We start from the raw sequence: 20,856 nt of genomic DNA on the forward strand, positions 1-20,856 counted from the left end.
AGGGCTTAGACAACAACTGCAGACGCCTTTGGAGGAGGCGATTCGAGAATTAACGTCAAGATCCTACAAGTGTCAACACTTAGCGACAGATGATACGGAAAACCGTATGGTACGGAAAAACATAGCATCGATTTCCGAAATCTCAAGCAAAATCAAGCACTTATGCGTTTGTCACTTGCATGGAAGGCTCAGAACGAGCCCCTCTGGGCTGTCTTCATATATGAATCTATCAATAACTCCAGAAAGGCACGGACAAGAAATCACCTGTTTTGTCACTATTTATTGAACCCTAAAAGTTGGAAAGTAGCATCAACTTTAGTTGTGTGAGCGAAAACCACCGCCCTAACCTTTCGTCGGATCCATCTGTCTTGTACGATAATGTCTATTATCGTACAATGATTTATACTGTCAAATAGCCCAATCTGGCGTGTCGATCGTTCATAAAACCGCATGGAGACTGGCTTTGGCACAAAACAGCGACGTCATATTCAAAGCCCAGACATACACAAGGGCCGACTTCACCGCCTTGCGCGCATGGGTTCAGCGCATTCCAATTGAACGCATCGAGAGGATTTACTACACCGATGACGCACCGCAAATACGTTTCGGACTCGAGAAATTCCTGACACGCATGAGGCATGACCTCATAGAACGCGCCATCGTCTGTAATCCATTTCTCGCGGAAGGACTTGCGCGCGCGCGAACCGGCGGCGCTATCACCGTAGGAATCCTAGACACGCTAGTCAAAGCGGCAGACGCAAGACCCAGCCGCCCAGTGCCAAGCGATCGAGTCGCTCAATGGTTCCGCCCCGGCACCGCAAAGGTCCTGCTCGGGGAGAGCCTTCGAACACTCGCAGACTTGAAGCTATTCATAGAGCAACGAGGCCCAACCTGGTGGCGCCCCGTTCCTAGAATTGGCGAGCAGCGCGCACGAGTCATCGAACGATGGCTAAACAAGAACGAAGACACAGCCATCGCCCCTCACACGCAGCTGACAATCGCTGAAGATGACATCCACCAAAGTCACAAAAGTGAGCTCACAACAAGCCCCCTCCCCCTTGAGCGAATCGCCACCCTGCCCTCCAATCTGGACGGACATGATGGACGCAATCGGGCGAACGCGTTTTGCTTCATTCGTGCCAGAAATGACCTAGAGGCTGTCCACGCATATCTCGGGAAATTCCGCCACCAAGCCCACACATTCAGAGCCTACCAACGAGAACTCGAACGGCTCGTTCTTTGGTGTGTATTAGTCAGGAAAACCGCCCTCTCCTCAATGCTCGTCGACGACTGCGAAGCCTACAAGGACTTCATCGCCAACCCAGACCCAGCACTTGTCGGGCCGCGCCAGGGGCGCTTCACCGCTCGCTGGAAGCCCTTTGCAGGCCAACTTTCCCCCAATTCCCAAAAGCAAGCCATACAGATTATTCGAACAGCTTTCGTCTGGCTTGTGAACGTCCGCTACTTGGGCGGCAATCCTTGGATAGCCGTTCGTGACCCATCCACAGAACAAGCACTACTCCCGATGCAAATCGACAGGGCCCTCCCCTCCTCCCTATGGGAAAAGACAATTGCTCATCTGAACGATTTATGCGCGGATCAATTTGCCAGCCAGCTGCGAACCGCCAGGGCGGCGATTCTTTTAATGGGTGAATCCGGCCTTCGTCGAAGTGAAGCAGCGAGAGCCTTGTCCAGCAAACTTCGACCGACCGATAACCCTGAGCTTTGGAGACTGGATGTGCTCGGAAAACGAAGCAAATGGCGAATGGTCCCAGTTAGCTTGCGGACATATGAAGCAATACAAGCGCACTGGGATGATCTAGACAACCATGGACTCCCCTCCCCCGCGAGTACGCCCGAATCAAGCTCACCCATTCTTCGTCCGCTTCGAATCCCAAGAACACCAATAGCCCAAGAGAGACATAAAGACGGATCTATTGGGTACAGCATTGGCGGCCTTGCCACACTTGTGGTTTCGACCCTTGGAAAAATCGCAGACTCGGGTCACTTCTCGCCCCAAGAAATCATCAAGCTGAAACAAACAAGCGCCCATGCTTTTAGACACACTTTTGGGACGACGACCATCGCCCAGGGGCTTCCTCACGACGTACTTCAAAAAATTCTTGGGCACGTCAGTTTGGCCACCACATCCATTTATGTACAAGCGGAACAGAAGAGAATTTTGGACGAGTCCTCCAAAGTATTTGAAGCTCGCTAATGCCCATGGAATGGCGGATAAAGAGCTGAACACCCCTCCCTTCCCCCTCTTGGACATACCAGCGCGCAAGAACTGCCGCACCTGAGATATAAGCAATTGGCGACCTAGCACGGTGATTCTCCCGCCCGCCTAGCATCCGACGAAATCGCTTACCCCTCCCAACAGACGCACACTAAGCGCCCCTTGCGCATCAGATCATTGCGCCGGAGATGGGGTGGTGTACGGGTACACCACCCCCGAATTATTCGTCCGCCAGACATAGATCTGAGCTCATTTTTAACCTAAAGCCGACATGATTGTGACTTGTCTTATGCTGTGCTGCACGGAACAGCAATCCTTTTGACGCCGCTTAACCGCGCTTGAATGCGTTGGCCACAAGCAAAAATTCAGAAGCTCATATCTCCTAGTTCAGGGTAAAAATCGAGATGGTGTACCGTACACTACCCCCTGAATCGTTCGTGTATCAGACATTGATCTGCGGTCGTGTTTTCACCTAAAGCCAAGAACACTGCGACCTGTCATATGTTGCTCTGTCACGTTGGAAGTCGAATATGGCAATCCATTTGAAGACGCTTAAACGGTCTTCTGTACATTGAAGAACACAGCACTTTTGGGCCAACATCAGGGCAAGAAGCGCTGGCCGGAAGCAAAAAGCGCAAGCTCATACTTTCTAGCTTCAGCCGAAAAAAGGGGTGGTGTACCGTACACCACCCCAGCATCATTCGTGCGCCAGACACGGGTCTGGGGTCGTGTTTTCAACAAAAGCACTGAACGCTGCGAGTTGTCTTATGTTGCACTGTCACGCTAAAAATCGAATATGGCAAACAATTGAAGTCACTTAAATAGGTTTCAGAGCATTGGAGTGGACAGCACCTTCAAGCCAACAACAGAGTAAGAATCGTTGACTCGAAGCAAAATTCGCAAGCTCACATTTTCCAGTCTCAGGCAAAAAAGGGGGTGGTGTACGGTACACCACCCTAGAAACATTCGTGTGCCAGACACACATCTGCAGCCCTGTTCTCAACTGAAGCCGAGAAAAGTGCACCTTGTCATATGTTGTACTGCCACAGGGCAAGACGAATACAGCACTCGATTTGAAGACTCTTTAAGGCGATTCAATGCATTGGAGAACACGGCACTTCCAGGCCAATATCAGTGGCCGAAGTGTTGTTTCGAGTCAAAGTTAGGAAGCTGGTAATTACTGGCCTCAGGCAAAAAAGAGGTGGTGTACCGTACACCACCCTAGCATCATTCCTGTGCTGGGCATAGAGCAACGGTCTTTTTTCACCTGAAGCCAAGAGAACGACACTTTCAGGCCAACATATGAAGACAAAAAATTGGACCGAATCAAAATTTGGAGACTGATCTTTTCTAGTCTCAAACGAAAAAGGGGTGGTGTACGGTACAGCACCCCTTCGCATTACGTTAAAAACTCAATCATTCATTAATTCTTGGATGAATTTGGTAAGGACTTTTATCTTGCTGTCGGAAAGTTGCATTTGAAAATGAACCTCCGTTGAACCCGTTTTACCCTGGGTAATTGTGGCAACGGCCCTTTTGCCTGCGGTAATTTTTGTAGCCTTAGCTGCAGTTTTGGGTTTCGCAACATCTATAGATATTAGGGTTGCAAATACCGCTGCAGGCGTCGGTTTAGGACTCATCGAAGCTAATTTCTTTGCTGATGCAATACTCGCCTCCGGGTTGGCCAAATACGCTTCGCGCAAAGGTTTAGCCCAGCGATACTGCAAGTCCAAAGGTGATGCGAAAGCATCGACCAATTCATTGGGTAGCTCAGCAAGGGTCAGGGATTTGCTGACATTGCCATGGTCGACGCCCAGAGCTTCAGCCAATTTTCTGATCGATGGGAACAAACCCTCCTGAATCGCGCGCTGATACATCACACCCTGCTCCCAAGGTGAAAGATCTTTACGACTTCGGTTTTCGCGGTCCATCTCAACAAAGAGCGCTTGATCATCAAGATCTTCAACGATCGCCAAAACATCAAGCTTGTTTTGTTTGCACGCTTCAAGGCGACGGTGACCGAAAATCACTTCGAATCTGCCGCCCTCTATCGGACGTACTTTAATTGGCTGGACATTCCCGCCAGCACTTTTGATTTCTTCACGCAGACTTGCAAACTCCACGCTCTCAAAATTTGTTTCGTGACGATTTGCGTACTTACTACGAAGAATCAAGTTTGTTGGGATTTTGCGTGTTGGGACCGCGCCATTCCAGAGTTCCACTTGCGCTTTTAAGGACTCATTTTCTTTGAGCATCTGACTACGTGTGTCAGCAACGCGTTGAAACTCAGCGCCAGGAGCGGTAGATGGATTGTGCTTGGTTACGGGAGTACTTACTTCTGTGCTAGCGGCAGGAGCAGTCCAGTCAATTCCTTTGAATTTGCTTTTCATTTCTTCTCTCCCATTGCACGTAATTGGTCATGCCAGCAATGTTGGATTTTGTTTTCCATCAGTTCTGTGAGCTGGTCATAGGCCAACTTAGCTCTGTCATAAGTGCGCGATGACATACTTGTCTTGGCAGCATCGTAGATTGTTCCAAGTTCAGCAGATGAGTTCTTAGAGGCTGCCGTTTCAAGTATTTCGACAGGCAACAAAATATCGCCATTAGCCGCCTTAAACCATTCTCGAACCAGGGACGTAGAGCTGACTTTGTTGTCAACACGTGTAAGCACGATATCGAAAAAGTAAAACTCTTTCTCTTTTGTTGCATTTTCATAAAGCGTCCCAGCGAAATCTGACAACAACTTCCAAAATTCGCATGAAGAGTTGTAGTCCAGTGCAGATGGGGGGCAGGGCATCAACACACCATCAGCAGCAATCAAGCCATTAATTGTGGTGTAACTTAGAGAGGGTGGGGTATCAATGATGATGACATCGAATTGTTGACGAATCGGGTCAAGCGCGTAATCAAGCGCTCTCCAGAATTCAAAGCCTGGATCAGCTTTTTGGCGCGCAGGCAAATAAAACTCTGCGCCAGATAACTGCGCGTTAGCCGCAACAAGAGAAAGTCCAGACCAGTATGTCTCAACAATCGAGGATTCAATACTGTCATTGGAGCCGTCAAAAATAGGGGCGACCGTCATGTCATATGACACCTCAACAGGCAGCAATCCTGCCAAAGTACTTGCGCTCCCTTGGGGGTCGAGGTCGATCAATAAAACCTTGTGCCCACGCATGCTCAAGCCCTGAGCGAGAGAAACAGCGGTGGTTGTTTTAGAAACGCCGCCTTTGAAGTTTGCGACGGTCAACACAATCGCATCGGCACCTTCTGGTCGGAAAGCATCAGGACGGGTGGCGCGTGCCCAAGTTTGAAGGTCCGAAAGACTCCACTCACGACGAGCACCCACCAATTCACCACCAGGTAGTTCACCCGACGCGATCAGGCTGCGAAGTGTCCCTGTCGTAAGTCCGCAAATCGACATGACATCAGCAGTTCCAAACCTGGGAGATGGCTTTTTGTTCTTAGGAGCTAATACGACCTCGCGAACTCTGGCCTGCACTTGTTCATTGCGCGTTGCGCGTGCGGTAATGTCACTTAAAGTGACTTTCTTAAAAATGGCTTGCTCTGACATAGCATTTCCAATCAACGTTAAACTAGTTCTCATTGTAGAACACAGTTTTAAGAAACGACACGTTTTTAACGACAGGTCTCATTTATTGCGTTTTGTAGTCATTACCTGAAAGATCTCATCAAGAATTCAGAGCAACGCATCTAAAAGAAGGGCTGTTGGTGCAGAGATTATTTAGATTAATTTACTTCATAGTTTAAATATTTAGGAAAGTCGCAACGCTCAATAAGCTGTTTAAATTCAATAGGTTACGATGATCGTTAGCTTAGAAATGTCCACCTTTATAGAGTCGTTGTCCATTATTCTAGACACGCGTGTCCAGGCTTAGAGAGTCAAATGTCCAGCTTTCTAGACTCTACAAAGCTGGACATCTTTTTAAACCAAAAAACGAATTGTTGTCGGTTCATAGAAACATAGCAGCATAAAAACTGGTTGTGGAAGCTCAATCAGATGCGTTTAGCTGTGAAGACATCCGATGAGGTTCACGCAAAAATGTCCAGTAAATTAGAGTCATTAACTACGGGATCGCAAATCTCGATATGTCCGAAGTGCTTTGGACAAAACAATCGTTGTGGTACAGTCCCGTCCGAATGGAGTTCGGACAATGAAGCCAAAACCAATGACTTTAGACCATATTGAACAAGACGCTGTTCCGTTTGGAAATTACTCGAACTTAGGCCAAGTCGGCTTTAAAAAGCATCACCAGCTTATCGTGATGAGGCCAGCACCTGGATACACAATCTCGCTTGTCGCAAGAAAGCTCTATAACGCCATGCTTGCGCATACACAACAGCGTATTGAGCGTTTTGGAATTCATAAAGCTTCAGAGGCAATGGAGTGCCATCTTTCAGAACTTATGCAGAAGGTAGGCATCAAGAGTGGCTCCTATGAAATTGTGAAGAAGTACATAGCAGAGCTGGAGCACTGGAAAGTTAAGTTTGAAAGTCCCAATAACTCGGCAAACACCGAGCCATTGCAAATCGACGGCTCGATCAAAAAAACGAAGAAGCAGAAATTTTTAGAACAAAGTGCAGACTTTGGCTTCATGCACATGCTTGCAAGTTGTCGTTTGATGACTGACGACAAAGATAGGTATTTTGTTCGCTGGTCTTTTGCCAGTGAGGTCTACGAATATTTTGAAATGCTCAACTCAAAAGATACGGGAGTTGACCGGCAATATGTCTACATAAACTTAGAGGCCATCAGTGCACTAGGAACGTACACATCATTGGCTCTTTATGAAATTTGTTCGAAATTTAAAGGTATCAATAGAACAGGGGAGAAGCCCAATGATTGGTGGCAGGCCTCATTAACAGGCAAGCCGCTCGGTGAAACACGGCGCGAGTGGCGTAAATTTAAAAGCGAAACAATTGGGCCTGCCATCATAGAAATCAATTCATTGACAGACATACATCTAACGCTTGAGGAAAACAAAGCAGCACAGAGCTGTTACTTCACGATTGCAAAAAAACAAAAAGACAAATCAGGTGAAAAAGTTCAAGAATTCGATGCTGAACTGATCGAAGAAGGTAAAGATCTCGGAATCAATGAAACCAAAATCTTAAAGTTGCTCAAAGAGTTTGGTGAGCCTAGTTTTAAGGTCCAGTTACTCACACTACGCACTCGCATAGGAAACACGTCACTTGCGCCATTGCGTAGCAATTACGCGTTCCTAAAAACCTGCTTAGAAAATGGAAATCAAAAACCATTGCCCCTAGACTATTTAGCGTCTAGTCAAACCGAAGAGGCGATTTCAAGTGTGGGCTTCGTCCAGATTACAAAACAATCAGTTGATTTAGAAACGGAACAAATCAAGCAAGAAGCTGAAGTTCGTAAAGAAATTCTTAACCAGCTTAAGAAAGAACCAAAGCAAGTAATCAAATCCTTTTTGACGAGAGCAAAACAAGAATTGACCAAAAAAGGGCAGAACGTGACTCCAAAAGAGTTAGAGCGCATAGAGGAGGGCAGTTGGACGCCCGGAATGCTTGGGACAGAAGCTTTGGCGTTATATGCCTATGAAAATTTTGGCCCCAACTGGAAACATAAAAATATTACAACAGCGGCTATCTCTACAAGCAACACAGCTGGCGAAATTGTTGCCGATATTTGAAATCTCAACCCAGTGAAATCCACCAACAAAACAAAGATAAAAACATGTCTGAGCCAAGTTCGCAAATCGATTACTCAAATCTCAGAGTACCGCCACACTCAGTAGAGGCTGAGTCCAGCGTCTTAGGTGGGTTGCTTTTAGATAACAGTGCGTGGGACCATGTTGCTGATGTACTTGTGTACAGTGATTTCTACAGACATGAGCACAAATTGGTTTACTTAGCCATAGGTGAATTGGTTAGTCACAGCCGTCCTGCGGATGTAATAACAGTTTATGAGCACTTGCAGGCACTTGACAAGGGTGAAGAAGTTGGAGGTCTAGGCTATCTAAATGCCTTGGCGCAATACGTCCCAAGTGCCGGCAATATTCGTCGATATGCAGAAATCGTGCGCGAACGTGCGATCCTTAGAAAGCTAACGGCCGCAGGTGACGAGATCGTTAGCAATGCGATGAACACCCAAGGTCGCGCAGTGGATCTGATCTTAGACGAAGCCGAACAAAAAATCTTCAAAATTGGAGAAGAAGGTTCACGGATGAAACAGGGGCCTCGCCCCATGTCCGTGCTCATTCCTGAGTTGATTGATCACGTGCAAAAAATGGCGGATCGAGGCGATGAGATCACAGGTTTATCGACAGGCCTACATGGTCTTGACTCCATTACCTCCGGCTTGCAAGGCGGTGACTTAATCATCTTGGCGGCACGTCCAAGCATGGGCAAAACTGCATTAGCCATCAACATCGCTGAGCATGTTGCATTGAATGAACATAAACCAGTCGTCGTGTTCTCGATGGAAATGGGAGAACAACAATTAACGATCCGTTCCACAGGATCTGTTAGTCGCATTGATCAATCGCGATTGCGCACTGGTAAGCTGACAGACGATGAGTGGTCAAGATTTGCTGAGGCGAGTGAGCGCTTAGCGCGTGCACCATTTCACATAGATGGAACGCCAGCGCTTAGCTCTAATCAGCTCAGAGCGAGTTCTAGACGTCTTGCACGTCAAACCGGCGGGCTCGCTTTGATAGTGGTTGACTATCTTCAACTTATGGTTGGAGGTGGGGAAGGGCGTGGCGCTGAAAACAGGGCTTATGAATTGGCAGAAATCACTCGGGGGTTGAAAGCTCTAGCGAAAGAGTTGGACTGTCCAATCATTGCGTTATCTCAACTAAGTCGCAAAGTTGAGGAGCGGACCGATAAGCGTCCTCTGATGAGTGATTTACGCGAGTCGGGTGCGATTGAACAAGATGCAGATGTGATCATGTTCATTTACCGAGATGACTACTACAACAAGGAATCCAAAGAACCTGGTATTGCAGAGTTAATCATTGCAAAACAAAGAAGTGGTCCTGTTGGGAAAATTAAGTTGGCATTTCTAAGTGCGATCACAAAATTTGAATCGCTAGGGTCCGTTGATGTTTAACGCTAATCCAAATGAACACCAACGCGCGTTGCTTTGCTTAATGGCAACTTTGTCTTCATGCTTTATTGCATCACGTGATAAATCCGCTTGTGGTTGATGCCCGTTGCGTATTCCAGTGATGTTAACCAGTAAGTCCAGCTACGTGACCAACTAGTCCAATCGTTGTGACCATTGAACTGTGAATTAATTGGGGGCTCCCATTGACAGCTATCGACCCATTCCAGCCGTCGGGTTGCTTGGACTGGACGCCTTTAACCTGCCGATCAGAGATTAGCTCGAGCGGATCTTAAGGTTCAATGGCCCGCTGCGCGCCAGGTGCTTTATCTCCGAAAATATGACGCCAAGCATTACTGATTCCGCAGGTAACCAAAAGCTCAACCGCGGGCGTCTGAGGCCACGGCCAGTTCCGCCGCTTGGATGGACTCCGCTGGCATGACCATCCGAAGGCTCTCGCGGTACTGCTCCGCTGCCGCCGCGTGCACCACTTCAACCATTGCGTCGTAGTTTGCACGAATCACCGCTTCGATCTCTTTAAGGTCGGCGCGGAAGAATTCTTTACGCCCGTTGACCTTGTTCATGCGCCCTTCTGCAAAGTGCGCGTGCAGTTTTACCTCGAGCGCCGGTGCGTTGTCGGAGAACACCAGCGCGTGCACGTCGAACCGGAATGGTACCGAGGCGTCCCCTAGTTCGTCGACTCGATCCATCGGCTCGAGACGTCGTGTCATTCCGATTTTGTAGACGCCTTCGCCGAACGCGCCGATGTTCGAGATCACGTATACGTAGCCGGCTCGAGCGTTCTGCTCGCGGTAATCCAAGAGGCGCTCTTCTTCGTCAAGCGCCCCGTTTTGTTGCATCAGTTCGATAAGGCGTGCCTGCAGTTCCCCACGCTCATGGTCGTCCTGGACGCTTGCCAACCGAAGTTGTAACTTCTGAATCACACTGGCAAAGTGCCGACGCTCCTTGTCGATCTTGGCGCGTGCTTCGCGGATTTCACGCTTCAGCTTCTCCTGCTCACGCTGGTCCTCGCGAGTCTGACGCGCCATCTCCTTCTCCTCAGCACGCTTCACTTGAAATTCGTGAGCTAGGTGCAGCTCTGCCAACTTGCGCTGAAGGACCACTTCCATCCACCAGCACTCCGTCCGCTTTAGCAGTTTGTTGCAGGCGTCGAAGGATCGGCGAATGCGCTCCTCCATGCGGTCTAAATTGTTGAACTTAACGTTGTCGATGCAGTTCTCGCACTCGCTGTTAAAGGCGCGCAGCGAGAGCTTGAGGACGTCCTTGCGCAACTGCTTCCACTCAGTCTTCGTCAGCGTGACCCCGGAATGGTCCCAGCTTTCGACTTCCTTGCTCAATCGACGGGCGGACTCTTTCTGCTCCTCACGTATTACATCCAGCTGGCCCTTGTAGTCGGCGCTGTTGGTGAATTGATACTTGGGCACATACAACGCGAACGATTCCAGCTCTACCGTGTCCTCTGCAACTAGGATTGCCTTACGGATGTCATTCAAATTTCGAAGGGCTGCGTCCACTTCAGCCTGAGCCGCAGTCACATGCTCCTCGGTCTGAGCCAGACGGTCTTCCTCCATTTTGACTAGGTCTTTGATTTCGGCCAAGCTCAGTAGGCCACTTTGCTGCTGTTGGGCTTCCAGCACCTCACAGCGCTTTCGAAGTTCGTCGGCAGACGACTGCGAAGCCTTCAGATCTTGCTCTAGTCTTTCGGCCCGGGTCCGGTGCTTTGTTCCATTCCAGAAGTCGCTGAGTGCCATCGTTCCTCCACTTTCTTCCTATTGAGATGACTATATCTGGGCTGAAAGTTTCAGTCGATGCCACTGAATTGGCATCGACACTCGCACCTGTCGAAGCTGTTAGTTTTTTGAACGTAATTTGGCTCGTCCGAACCGGTCTTTCGCCAGTGACTGCATGTGGCCCAAAGTAGTCATCAGCACTGTTGACGTTAATCGGCAGCAACCGCTACAAAGAAGTCCGTTTTTAGACTAGGTCAACATTCAAGCGATTGGTAAAGTGCTTTTGCGTAGAGGGCGACAGCTACCGAATAGCGAGGGGCGATTAATTCTCCCCTTTTTCATGAGAATGCTAAGTTGGTCGCCCACGTGAAAAAATCACGACCTTCATTCGCCACTCTGGCGATGGATAGCGCCAGTGTTTGCAATTCAAATCAATTGCATGAAACAGATCTTCTGCTATTGGTGCAATTTCCGGCACCTCTCTTAGCCATTGCTGGCAATGGTGGTAGAGAAGGCGTAGTTGGCTTCTTTAGCAAGTTGTGACTGGAACGCCATCAACAGAACTTTGGCATGCAAAGGGCAACCATAAGTGGCTCGCTCATGCACAACTTGCGCAATGGCTTGCTAATTTAGGCGCCCTCTGATTAAGGAGGTGTCCTTCTTTGGTCTGTCCAATCGTGGGATGTTTTTGGATCATCTTTCCGATCTCCTCGCGTTTGAAATGTGGGGCTAGTGCTTTACTCTGAAAACGCTCCTGAGCGCATGAATGTGTAAATAGGCTGCTCGGGGTTCTCGGATTGCAGATCTCGCAGTCTAGAGGCGTCTGAGGCCTTCAGGCAGCCATATTTGGACCATTACTTGCAAAAAGTGAGCTGACTTAATCTGCCGCTTTGGCAACGATGGTCTTTGAATCCACAATTTTTAAGAATTTGCAGACTTACTGCTATTACCTTGACAGGGCAGTGACGCAGCAGATCATTTTGACTATTTCAATCCTGAGCTTAAGAAACTTAACAATTAATCTAACAAAGTCTTTACAAGATTAAGGGCCATAAAAACCGTTATGTATCAATAGGTTAAGGTAATCTAGGTGTGTGGATATGTGGGGTTTAGTGTGAAGATTTGTGCAACAAAGTGAGTGTTTATGTGCAATATGGTGAGAAGATTTGTGCAACAAGGTGAGTGGATATGTGCACTGAAAATTTACGTTCAAAAATCACAATTTAACAATTATCATAATTAACGAATTAATTAAATAACGTATTTTGCATTTTAAAAGTACTAATTTTGCAGCGCATCCCACTGTTACGTAATAGTGATGTAGAGCGAGTCAGATGCAGCAGAAGTGTGTGAATTTGTGCACCAAGAGGTACTGTTAATTCGGACTAACTTACTCTAAAATAATTCATGTACCAATGTATTAATCTCGACCTGGAAATGAGTTATTTGGAAGTAGTAAAGGAGGAGGGGGAACAACAACAAAGCATTCTGGCTACTTCTAGAAATGTTTTGAAGAAACCTGTTGATACGTTGGCTATGACGCCAGCTGAAGGAGGGCGAATAAATGTCATTGAACGCAAGCTTTATTTCACTTTGATGTGGTTTGCACAGCGCCAAGGTTGGCAAATTGGGCAAGAAAGTTTCCAAGCTCCACTTGCCGAGGTGCTCAAAAAAATGAACTACAACAGTCGTAATATGAAGCTAATTCGTGAAGCCTTGACTTCGATGACGACCACGGCGATTGCCTGGCAGTCGCCAACAGCGGGGGAGGGCTCAAATTGGGGTGTAAGCGGGATGATTGCTCATGCGGAAATCATGAGCAATCGTTCAGGTAGCAAACTGGAATGGTCATATTCTCCAAAAGTTAGAACTGAAATTCTTAATCCATTTCCCTTTGCACGTGGCTCCCTTGAAGTTCAAGACTTGCTTAAAACGCATGCAGGATTGGCCCTTTATGACATCGTGACTCGTTATTTAAGTAGTGCAACCGGATTGACCCCCCGTCGTAACTGGGAATGGTGGCGTCCTGTCCTTACGGGAAATTGGAACAGTGTTAACAGCGTATTGGAGTTCAAGGTTTTCAACCGAGATTACGTGAAGAAAGCAATAAACGAAATTAACAGTAAGACAACAGTGGATGTGGAGCTAATCACTTACAAGGCAGGCGCGAAAGTTGTTGACCTTCAATTCAGGGCCTCCCGAAAGAAGAACTACAAGCCCCCATTGCAAAATGTCAATACTGAAAGTGGGCTCAAAGAAATTGGCCGTGCCATCGCACTTGGCATTACACAAAAACAGGCGGAGTTGTTTTTTGATGAACATGGAGAAAACACCCTTTCGAAGGGCCTTGATGTTCTGGCCGAGCGTATAGCTAAGCCTGGCTTACGCTCTGTTGAGAAGCCAAAACAATATTTAGAAAAAGTGCTGGAAAACCATCCGACTGACGCACAAACTGGAGCGCTTATAGATAAACAGAAAGAACAAGCGCGCGAAAAACAAAAGCGTATTGAACTTCTAGAACAGTACCGCGCTAATCGACTACAAGCCGCTTGGGAGTTGTATCAAGAGAGCAACGATAGCGACAAGACATTCTTGGTCGAGCAGTTTGTGATGCAAGTCCTTGACAAAGGCCCTGAATCAACAAAACGACTCTACGAGCAGAAGGGATTCCAAGCAACGTCAGTGAGAAGCCTAATGAAAACAAGCCTAGCAGAACACTATTTTGGAGAAGGGTGGAAGACACCGAATGATGACGTCTTGTTCCGGTTCGCTTTGAACTTCATCAAGACAGAAGACAGTGGCAAACAATAGAACTGCTATTGTAGATATGTAGCTTTTGCGTGGCTCATTTGAAGTTCAGGATTTGCTTAAAACGCACGATGCAGGATTGGCGCTTTATGAAATTTTTAAGAAAAGTAAATGAATAAACAAATAACCAGGTTAGAGCCTACCCTGAGAATGTCGGAAGCTGTGTGTTATCAGGGTGTAGCGTATCTTGCTGGGCAAGTGCCAACGGATACTACAAAGGACATTGTGGGACAAACCCAAGATGTGCTGAGTGAAATTGACAATGTACTAGGCAGGCTTGGTACAAATAAAACAAGACTTCTTCAAGTTCAGGTTTTCTTAAAAGATATCAATGAATTTGAGGGAATGAACCAGGCATGGGACGAGTGGGTTTCGCCATTGAGTCCCCCCGCAAGGGCAACAATTCAAGCAAACTTAGCTGACAAGAATTGGAAGGTCGAGATTCTTGTCACGGCGGCGCTCTAAAGAAATATTTCTACAGGCGAAAGTTGGTTGAATCGCCCCCTAACTTGATTAATAACAGAGCGCAGTAGGCGCATTCTCCGTCTAAGTCGTTACGAATAATTAGCGGCCATCTGTTTACCGATGCTTGCGAATATTGCAAGCCGTGACTTGCAAATACATGCTTTCGTGGGTAATATGTAAGCCATGACTGAAAATATTAGATTCCCTGGTGAATTGGGTCTGACCTGCCCCCACTAGCCGTACCACTGAATTAGAAGTTAGTCCGAGGGGTCAAGGTTATTCCAAAACTTGATGGTTTGTATTTGCAGCAGCATTCGAATTACTCCGATGCTGCTGCGCGAATTGAGCCGGTGGTATTCGACCCAAGCTGCTGTGTGGCCTGACTTCGTTGTAGTCCCTGCGCCACTCAGCGATGCACGTTCTAGCTTGGGGCAAGGTCTGAAACCATTGCTCGTTCAAGCACTCATCACGAAACTTCCCATTGAAGCTCTCGATGTAACCGTTTTGCATGGGCCTCCCTGGTTGAATCAAGATATGCCTCACACCATGCGACGTTGCCCAAGCCATAAACGCTCGACTCGTGAACTCAGGTCCGTTGTCTGTTCGTACTGCTTGCGGGTAGCCCCTGAATATTGCAGCTTGGTCCAGCAAACGAGTCACGTACTGGCCTGAAATGCCATAGTCCACTGCGATGTCAACGCACTCGTGACTGAAGTCATCGGCCACTGTTGGGCATTTGATCCTGCGACCGTTGGACAAACTATCTGAGACAAAGTCCATGCTCCACACCTCGTTGACGGTTTGCGCCAATTGCAGTGGCACGCGTTCATTCAATGGCCGCTTGGCCTTCTTGCGACGGCGTACAGCCAAGTTGGCGTCTCGGTAAAGCCGGTAAACCCGCTTGTGGTTCACATGCGGGAACTCAGGGCGCAGCAAATCATGGATGCGCCGATAACCAAACCTGCGGCGTACATGGGCGATGTCCACGATGCGTTCGCACAGATCACGGGTGAGTTGATCTGGTTGTGGTGGGTTGCGATAGCTGTCGCGGCTTAGCCCCACAAGACGGCAGGCGTGGCGCTCGGACAGTTGATGGTCTTGGACCATCTTGCCAATCGCCTCGCGTTTGACCTGTGGGGCTAGCGCTTTACGCCGAACACGCTCTTGAGCGCGTGAATATCCAGATGGGCCTCGGCCAGTAGCCTCTTGAGTTTGGTGTTCTCGGACTCCAAGTCTCTCAACCTGGATGCATCGGAAGCCTCCATGCCGCCGAACTTGGCTCGCCACTTGTAAAAGGTGGGCTGGCTGAAGCCGCCGCTGCGGCAAAGCTCCTTGATAGACATGCCAGCTTCAGCTTGCTTGAGGAAAGCGATGATTTGCTCATCGGTAAATCGTGTGGTCTTCATATCCGCAATTCTCCAGAATTTGCGGACTAACTGCCATTACTTTGGTACGGCTGGCAGGGGGCAGGTCATAGCTCTATCTCCTCAAAGGTCGGCGCCTGCTCAAGACACGGGGCGATTCAATGCAGCGTGTACGGAGCGGTATGGTCGATAAATGGCAAGCCCGAAACGAAAAGTTCACAACAAGCCGTTGAGTCGAGCGTAGTGCAATGTTTGAGTACGGCTTTTTACATCTAATCGGCGGAATAAGCGCCAGAGGTGGACTTTAACTGTGTGTTCGCTGATGTCCAACTCAGCTGCGATGTCGCGATTGCTTAGGCCACGATCAAGCATACCTATGAGTTGCTTTTGACGTTTAGAGAGCTTTACTTCTTCAGAAGAACGGCTAGTTCCCTCATCATGTTTGCTCATAAACAAATTAGAAATGGCAGCCGAGATCTCATTAACAGATGTGGATTTTTCGATATAGAGATCAGCACCGGCCGATATGCACGACTCTTGGGCATCACCTGCGGCCATTGAGGACATCACTGCCAGTGGCACATCGGGAAACATCGTCTTGATTTCTCTTACTGCGTTTGTATCTTTGACTCCTGGTAGTAACAAATCTAATACAAAAAGTTTCGGTTCGCCATGTTTGATCACGGCGGCGGCTAGCTCGCTGAGTTTTCCGAGCTCAACAACTGTTGTTGCCGAAAATACGCGACGCAACAACATAGCAATGGCTTGACGCATCATGGGATGGTCGTCGATAACATAAAAACTCATTTCTACTCCAATCTCAAAATTGTATCTATTGTGTCATCTATGACAGACGGACGCAGGAGAGAAGTAATAGAAAGTATTGCTCGGAATTGCTAGATGGTTGGGAGACGCGGAGTTTCAAAAAGAGTCTTAATGGAGAAGTTGGTGACTAGAGCGGTGCCGATGAGGATCACAGCACCACCCATAACGGTATGCAGGCCGATATTTTCCCCGAGAAACAACCAACCCCACAGAATACCGAATACAGGAATTAGAAATGTGACGGTGAGAGCAGATGTTGCTCCGACATCGGATATCAGACGGAAATAAAGAAGGTAGGCAATGCCACTACAGACAATGCCCAGAATTGCGACAGAAAGGACAATGCGTAGAGGGGGGAGATCCATCACAGGTGCAGACAGCCACGTGAGGGGGGCTAGAAGTAGTGTGGCGCCCCACATGCTGCCATGTGCGTTTGCAAATGGGGCAACTGATTTCGCTGTTTTTGCGTAAGTTGTGGCAATCCCGTATGACATTGCTGCAGCCAATCCTGCGGCGATTGCAATAGTCCCGTTTTCTTGCAAGGTGAGCGCTTCAACACCCGCTAGTACGCCAACACCAATGAGCCCTAAGGTCATTCCTAAGGTGGCTTTAATGGTAAGCGGCGATCTGAACCAGAGCGCACTGATGACTGCGGCCCAAATGGGGGCTGTTGCATTAAGGATGGATAGAAGCGACGCGCTAACTGTTTTAGCAGCGTAGGCGAAAAGAAGAAAGGGGATGGCTGAATTGAACAAGCCAAGGATCAAATAGTGTTTCCAGTGCAAAGAAACAAATAAGTTTTGTTTGCTGTAAGTACTGATTGCGAATAGAAAAAGAGCGGCAAGGCCGACACGACAAAATATCAACAGAGTGGGGCCCAGAACAGGGGCGCCGATGCGCATGAATAAAAAAGATGCTCCCCAAATAGCGGACAAAAGCAACAAACGAAAAAGACTTGAAGAGTTCATTGACGAAGGTGCTCATGTAAGGTGCTAAAGGGGAGCATCAAGCTCCTATGGCGGGGAGTAGTGGAGACAACTTTACTCAGGCACGACGGCTGTGGCTTCAATTTCAATCTTGGCCCGATCTTCAAGTAGGTCGGCGACTTGAACGAGAGTCATCACAGGGAAATGACGTCCAATGACGTCCTGATAAGCTTTTCCGAGCGCACGTGAGTGCTGGAGATATTCGGCTTTATCTTTGACATACCAAGTCATTCGTACTAAGTGCTCTGGTCCTGCATTGGCGCAAGCTAGGGTCTGGACGATGTTTCGCAGGGCTTGGCGACATTGCTCTACGAAATCGTCGGTTTCGAATTGGCAGTCACCATTCCATCCAATCATGCCCGCGACAAATATTTGTTGTCCTCGAGTCTGGATGCCGTTGACGTAACCTTTAGGAGGTAGCCATCCATCGGGTTGAAGTACGTTCCACATGTGTTATTCCTTAAGCAAGTTGTTGTAATTTGAAGCGCTGAACCTTACCTGTTTCGGTACGGGGAAGCTGGTTAACGAAAATGATTTTCCGAGGGTATTTATATGGTGCAAAGTTATCTTTAACGAATTGCTGCAAAGCCATTTCCATTTGTGTAGAGCCAACGTATCCCTCTTTTAGTACAACAAAGGCAGTGACAATTTGGCCGCGATCTTCGTCGGGCGTTCCAATTACGCCACACTCAGAGATGGCAGGGTGCTCTAGGAGTGCATTCTCGACTTCAGGACTTGCAATGTTGTAGCCGGCGGAGACGATCATGTCGTCGTTGCGCGCTAGATAGCGAAAGTAGCCTTGTTCATCCATGATGAAGGTGTCACCTGGTAGATTCCAGCCATTTTTTACGTAGTCCTGTTGCCTGGTGTCATCGAGGTACCGACACCCCGTAGGTCCACGAACGGCTAACCGACCAGGGACACCAGGGGGTAGAGGATTCATTTGGTCATCAACAATTTGCGTTCGATAACCTGGGACTGTGTAGCCGAGACAACCGGGCCTGACGTGTTTCCCTGCGGATGCGATGTAGATGTGAATCATTTCTGTGCCGCCAATACCGTCAGTGATTTCTTGGCCTGTACTTTTTTTCCACAGCTCTCTTGTTGCATCTGGTAGCGCCTCTCCGGCAGAGATTGGGTGGCGTAAGCAGCTCAAGTCAAACTGCGGAGCAATTTGTGCCATCTGGCGGTAGAAAGTAGGAGCTGTGTAGCACTGAGTTGCGCGGTATTGCGAGATCGTTTCTAGAAGTGACAGAGGTGTGTATTTTTCGATCAAAATAGAAGAGGCGCCATAGCGTAGGGGAAATGTTAAGAGTCCACCTAGACCGAACGTGAAAGCTAATGGAGGTGTGCCGCACACTATGTCTCGGGACGTCATTTCTAAGAAGTGACGTGGAAACAAATCGCACATTGCCAAGATGTCGCGATGGAAGTGCATCGTGCCTTTGGGAACTCCCGTGGTTCCGCTTGTAAAAGCGATCAAGCAAACATCATCTCGGCTGGTTGTGCATGCTTGGAAATCCGCATTGTGGCGAAACATTCTTTCTTCTAAACATGTATTTGAGGACGTACCACCAAAATGCAGAATTTTTTGCAATGACGGAGTGTTGTGCGGGTGGAGAGGATCTAAGCAATGATCTAGCTCATCTGCCAATGAGGCGGCACAAAGTGCAGCAGTGATTTGTGCTTTGTCTATGATTTTCTGCAGTTCTGCAGAACGTAACAAAGGCATCGTGGGAACCAAAACTAATCCAGCCTTAATGCCGGCGAGCCAACAAGCGGCAGTCATGGGAGAGTTTGCGCCACGCAGCAACAAGCGGTTGCCGCTTACTAAACCCATGTCGGAGACTAAGACATGGGCGATGCGATCTACTTGTTGTTGCAGTTGTTCGTAAGTCCACGTGAATGGCCCGAGGGGACTTTGTCCGTGAAGTGCAGGCAATTTTCCGTTCCCGGCAATAACATGACGATCAACTAGTTCGCTGGCGACATTGAGCTGTTCGGCGTATTGAATTTCTGGACGATCAAAGATAAAGAGAGGCCATTGTTCCTTGGGCGGGAGTCGATCGCGGGCAAATGTGTCGACATGCGAGGAGGGGAGAAGGTTGTTGATACACATGGTGTGGTTCAATCGCTTTCTTTGAGCAATTCGCGCGCGATGATTAGTTGTTGCACTTCGCTTGCACCTTCGTAGATGCGCAGGGCACGAATTTCCCGATAGAGGGATTCAACGATGCAGCCTTTTTTCACCCCCATGCCCCCATGTAATTGGACGGCCATGTCAATGACGTGTTGAGCGTTTTCGGTGGCCGTGAATTTGGCCATGGCAGCTTCTTTAGTGATGCGCTGACCTTGATCGCGCATCCACGCTGCGCGATATGTCATGAGGCGAGCCGCGTCAATTTGCATGGCCATATCAGCAAGCTTGGCTTGGCTTAGTTGAAACGAGGCCAAGTTAGTTCCGAACATTTGTCGGGTTTTCGCCCATTGCAGTGACTCATCAAGAGCCCGTTGAGCAAAGCCAAGCGCGGCGGCAGCAACGGAAGTGCGAAAGACATCCAAAGTCGCCATGGCAACCTTGAAGCCTTGGCCAGATTCACCTAAGCGTTGCGAGATTGGGATGCAGACATTGTCTAACTTCAAATGAGCTAAAGGATGTGGGGCTATGACATCTATGCGTTCGGCGATAGAAAAGCCTGGCGTATGAGCATCAATAATGAATGCACTAATACCGCGAGAGCCCGGGGCCTCATTAGTGCGCGCAAACAGCACATAGAAATTGGCTATGCCGCCATTAGATATCCAAGTTTTTTCGCCATTGAGAACGTAGTGATCGGCTTGGATGTGTGCCTGACATTGCATGGCGGCTACGTCGGAACCTGCTAGAGGTTCGCTTAGGGCAAATGCAGCGATGGCGTTGCCATTCGTGACGCGAGGTAAGTAACGTTCTTTTTGTTCATCTGTGCCGAATAAGCTAATTGCGCCAGAGCCTAGACCTTGCATGGCAAAAGCGAAGTCTGCCAATCCGTGGTGCCACGCAAGAACTTCGCGTGTCAAACAAACGCTGCGTGTATCTATTGAATTGGCAATGCCGCCATATTGCGTACCTGCGACAGCATGACGTAGCCAACCATCTTGTCCAAGTACTTGGACCAGCTGCTTACAAGCGTTGTCAACTGTAGTATCTTCATGCGACACATTAAGCAAATGTTTATGTCCCCAGGCATGCAACTGCGAGTGCAATGTTCTATGTGTCTGATCAAAGAATGGCCACTGCAACGCTTGTTGCCATGAAGCGGAGGTTGTATGTGTTACAGCACTCACA

The 20,856-nt window shown here is 48.3% G+C and carries 14 protein-coding genes; 5 read left to right on the forward strand and 9 right to left on the reverse strand.

The window, feature by feature from the left end:
* The first annotated feature begins 463 nt into the window (after positions 1-463).
* Entirely contained in the window at positions 464-2,218 is a 1,755-nt protein-coding gene (locus B9Z44_RS14695; RefSeq protein WP_146180644.1) for a phage integrase family protein, read from the forward strand.
* Positions 2,219-3,651: 1,433 nt separating this feature from the next.
* On the opposite strand, the gene B9Z44_RS14700 is transcribed toward B9Z44_RS14695, so the two are convergent.
* Together B9Z44_RS14700 and B9Z44_RS14705 are read right to left on the reverse strand one after the other, a co-directional pair.
* Complete coding sequence (locus B9Z44_RS14700; protein ID WP_108403012.1) at positions 3,652-4,629, reverse strand: ParB/RepB/Spo0J family partition protein; 978 nt, start codon at positions 4,627-4,629, stop codon at positions 3,652-3,654.
* On the reverse strand, positions 4,626-5,810 hold the full coding sequence (locus B9Z44_RS14705; RefSeq protein WP_170108522.1) for an AAA family ATPase: 1,185 nt from the start codon (positions 5,808-5,810) through the stop codon (positions 4,626-4,628). Before B9Z44_RS14705 ends, B9Z44_RS14700 begins: the two co-directional genes overlap by 4 nt.
* Before the next feature lie 601 nt (positions 5,811-6,411).
* Here B9Z44_RS14705 and B9Z44_RS14710 point away from each other — a divergent pair.
* Both B9Z44_RS14710 and dnaB read left to right on the forward strand, forming a co-directional pair.
* The gene (locus tag B9Z44_RS14710; RefSeq protein ID WP_108403014.1) at positions 6,412-7,917 is read left to right on the forward strand and encodes a replication initiation protein; all 1,506 of its coding nucleotides are present in this window, start codon (positions 6,412-6,414) and stop codon (positions 7,915-7,917) included.
* A gap of 44 nt (positions 7,918-7,961) precedes the next feature.
* Complete coding sequence (gene dnaB, locus B9Z44_RS14715; RefSeq protein ID WP_108403063.1) at positions 7,962-9,338, forward strand: replicative DNA helicase; 1,377 nt, start codon at positions 7,962-7,964, stop codon at positions 9,336-9,338.
* A 374-nt stretch (positions 9,339-9,712) separates the two neighbouring features.
* Here the strand turns inward: dnaB and B9Z44_RS14720 are convergent, their stop codons facing one another.
* Entirely contained in the window at positions 9,713-11,104 is a 1,392-nt protein-coding gene (locus tag B9Z44_RS14720; RefSeq protein ID WP_108403015.1) for an SNIPE associated domain-containing protein, read from the reverse strand.
* Positions 11,105-12,490: 1,386 nt separating this feature from the next.
* Here B9Z44_RS14720 and B9Z44_RS14725 point away from each other — a divergent pair.
* A complete protein-coding gene (locus B9Z44_RS14725; protein WP_108403016.1) occupies positions 12,491-13,894 on the forward strand; it encodes a replication initiation protein in 1,404 nt (467 codons plus the stop codon).
* Between the two features lie 108 nt (positions 13,895-14,002).
* Positions 14,003-14,356 carry a RidA family protein gene (locus B9Z44_RS14730; protein ID WP_108403017.1) on the forward strand — a complete coding sequence of 118 codons (354 nt, stop codon included), beginning with the start codon at positions 14,003-14,005 and terminating at the stop codon, positions 14,354-14,356.
* 276 nt (positions 14,357-14,632) lie between these two features.
* Here the strand turns inward: B9Z44_RS14730 and B9Z44_RS14735 are convergent.
* The 6 genes from B9Z44_RS14735 to B9Z44_RS14760 form a co-directional block, all read right to left on the reverse strand.
* Positions 14,633-15,762 (reverse strand): IS3 family transposase gene (locus tag B9Z44_RS14735; RefSeq protein ID WP_425437205.1). Its coding sequence is split into 2 segments (ribosomal slippage): positions 14,633-15,507 and positions 15,507-15,762, totalling 1,131 coding nucleotides; the frame shifts between segments, so codons are not numbered across the junction.
* 174 nt (positions 15,763-15,936) lie between these two features.
* A complete protein-coding gene (locus tag B9Z44_RS14740; protein ID WP_108403019.1) occupies positions 15,937-16,527 on the reverse strand; it encodes a response regulator transcription factor in 591 nt (196 codons plus the stop codon).
* Positions 16,528-16,616: 89 nt separating this feature from the next.
* Positions 16,617-17,513 (reverse strand): DMT family transporter, encoded by an 897-nt coding sequence (locus B9Z44_RS14745; RefSeq protein ID WP_108403020.1) that lies wholly within the window; start codon positions 17,511-17,513, stop codon positions 16,617-16,619.
* Between the two features lie 72 nt (positions 17,514-17,585).
* Positions 17,586-17,981, reverse strand: a complete 396-nt coding sequence (locus B9Z44_RS14750) for a RidA family protein (RefSeq protein ID WP_108403021.1) — start codon at positions 17,979-17,981, stop codon at positions 17,586-17,588.
* Positions 17,982-17,991: 10 nt separating this feature from the next.
* Positions 17,992-19,650 (reverse strand): AMP-binding protein, encoded by a 1,659-nt coding sequence (locus B9Z44_RS14755; protein WP_108403022.1) that lies wholly within the window; start codon positions 19,648-19,650, stop codon positions 17,992-17,994.
* A gap of 8 nt (positions 19,651-19,658) precedes the next feature.
* Positions 19,659-20,855 (reverse strand): acyl-CoA dehydrogenase family protein, encoded by a 1,197-nt coding sequence (locus B9Z44_RS14760; protein ID WP_245912850.1) that lies wholly within the window; start codon positions 20,853-20,855, stop codon positions 19,659-19,661.
* Between the last annotated feature and the right edge of the window lies 1 nt (position 20,856).

The sequence above is a fragment of the Limnohabitans curvus genome, assembly GCF_003063475.1.
Taxonomy (GTDB): Bacteria; Pseudomonadota; Gammaproteobacteria; order Burkholderiales; family Burkholderiaceae_C; genus Limnohabitans; species Limnohabitans curvus.

Bases quoted from the DNA above. Each gene is read 5' to 3' on its own strand.
- B9Z44_RS14700 (WP_108403012.1), bottom strand. From the start codon at position 4,629: ATGAAAAGCAAATTCAAAGGAATTGACTGGACTGCTCCTGCCGCTAGC.
- B9Z44_RS14705 (WP_170108522.1), bottom strand. From the start codon at position 5,810: ATGTCAGAGCAAGCCATTTTTAAGAAAGTCACTTTAAGTGACATTACC.
- B9Z44_RS14710 (WP_108403014.1), top strand. From the start codon at position 6,412: ATGAAGCCAAAACCAATGACTTTAGACCATATTGAACAAGACGCTGTT.
- dnaB (WP_108403063.1), top strand. From the start codon at position 7,962: ATGTCTGAGCCAAGTTCGCAAATCGATTACTCAAATCTCAGAGTACCG.
- B9Z44_RS14720 (WP_108403015.1), bottom strand. From the start codon at position 11,104: ATGGCACTCAGCGACTTCTGGAATGGAACAAAGCACCGGACCCGGGCC.
- B9Z44_RS14725 (WP_108403016.1), top strand. From the start codon at position 12,491: ATGTACCAATGTATTAATCTCGACCTGGAAATGAGTTATTTGGAAGTA.
- B9Z44_RS14730 (WP_108403017.1), top strand. From the start codon at position 14,003: ATGAATAAACAAATAACCAGGTTAGAGCCTACCCTGAGAATGTCGGAA.
- B9Z44_RS14740 (WP_108403019.1), bottom strand. From the start codon at position 16,527: ATGAGTTTTTATGTTATCGACGACCATCCCATGATGCGTCAAGCCATT.
- B9Z44_RS14745 (WP_108403020.1), bottom strand. From the start codon at position 17,513: ATGAACTCTTCAAGTCTTTTTCGTTTGTTGCTTTTGTCCGCTATTTGG.
- B9Z44_RS14750 (WP_108403021.1), bottom strand. From the start codon at position 17,981: ATGTGGAACGTACTTCAACCCGATGGATGGCTACCTCCTAAAGGTTAC.
- B9Z44_RS14755 (WP_108403022.1), bottom strand. From the start codon at position 19,650: ATGTGTATCAACAACCTTCTCCCCTCCTCGCATGTCGACACATTTGCC.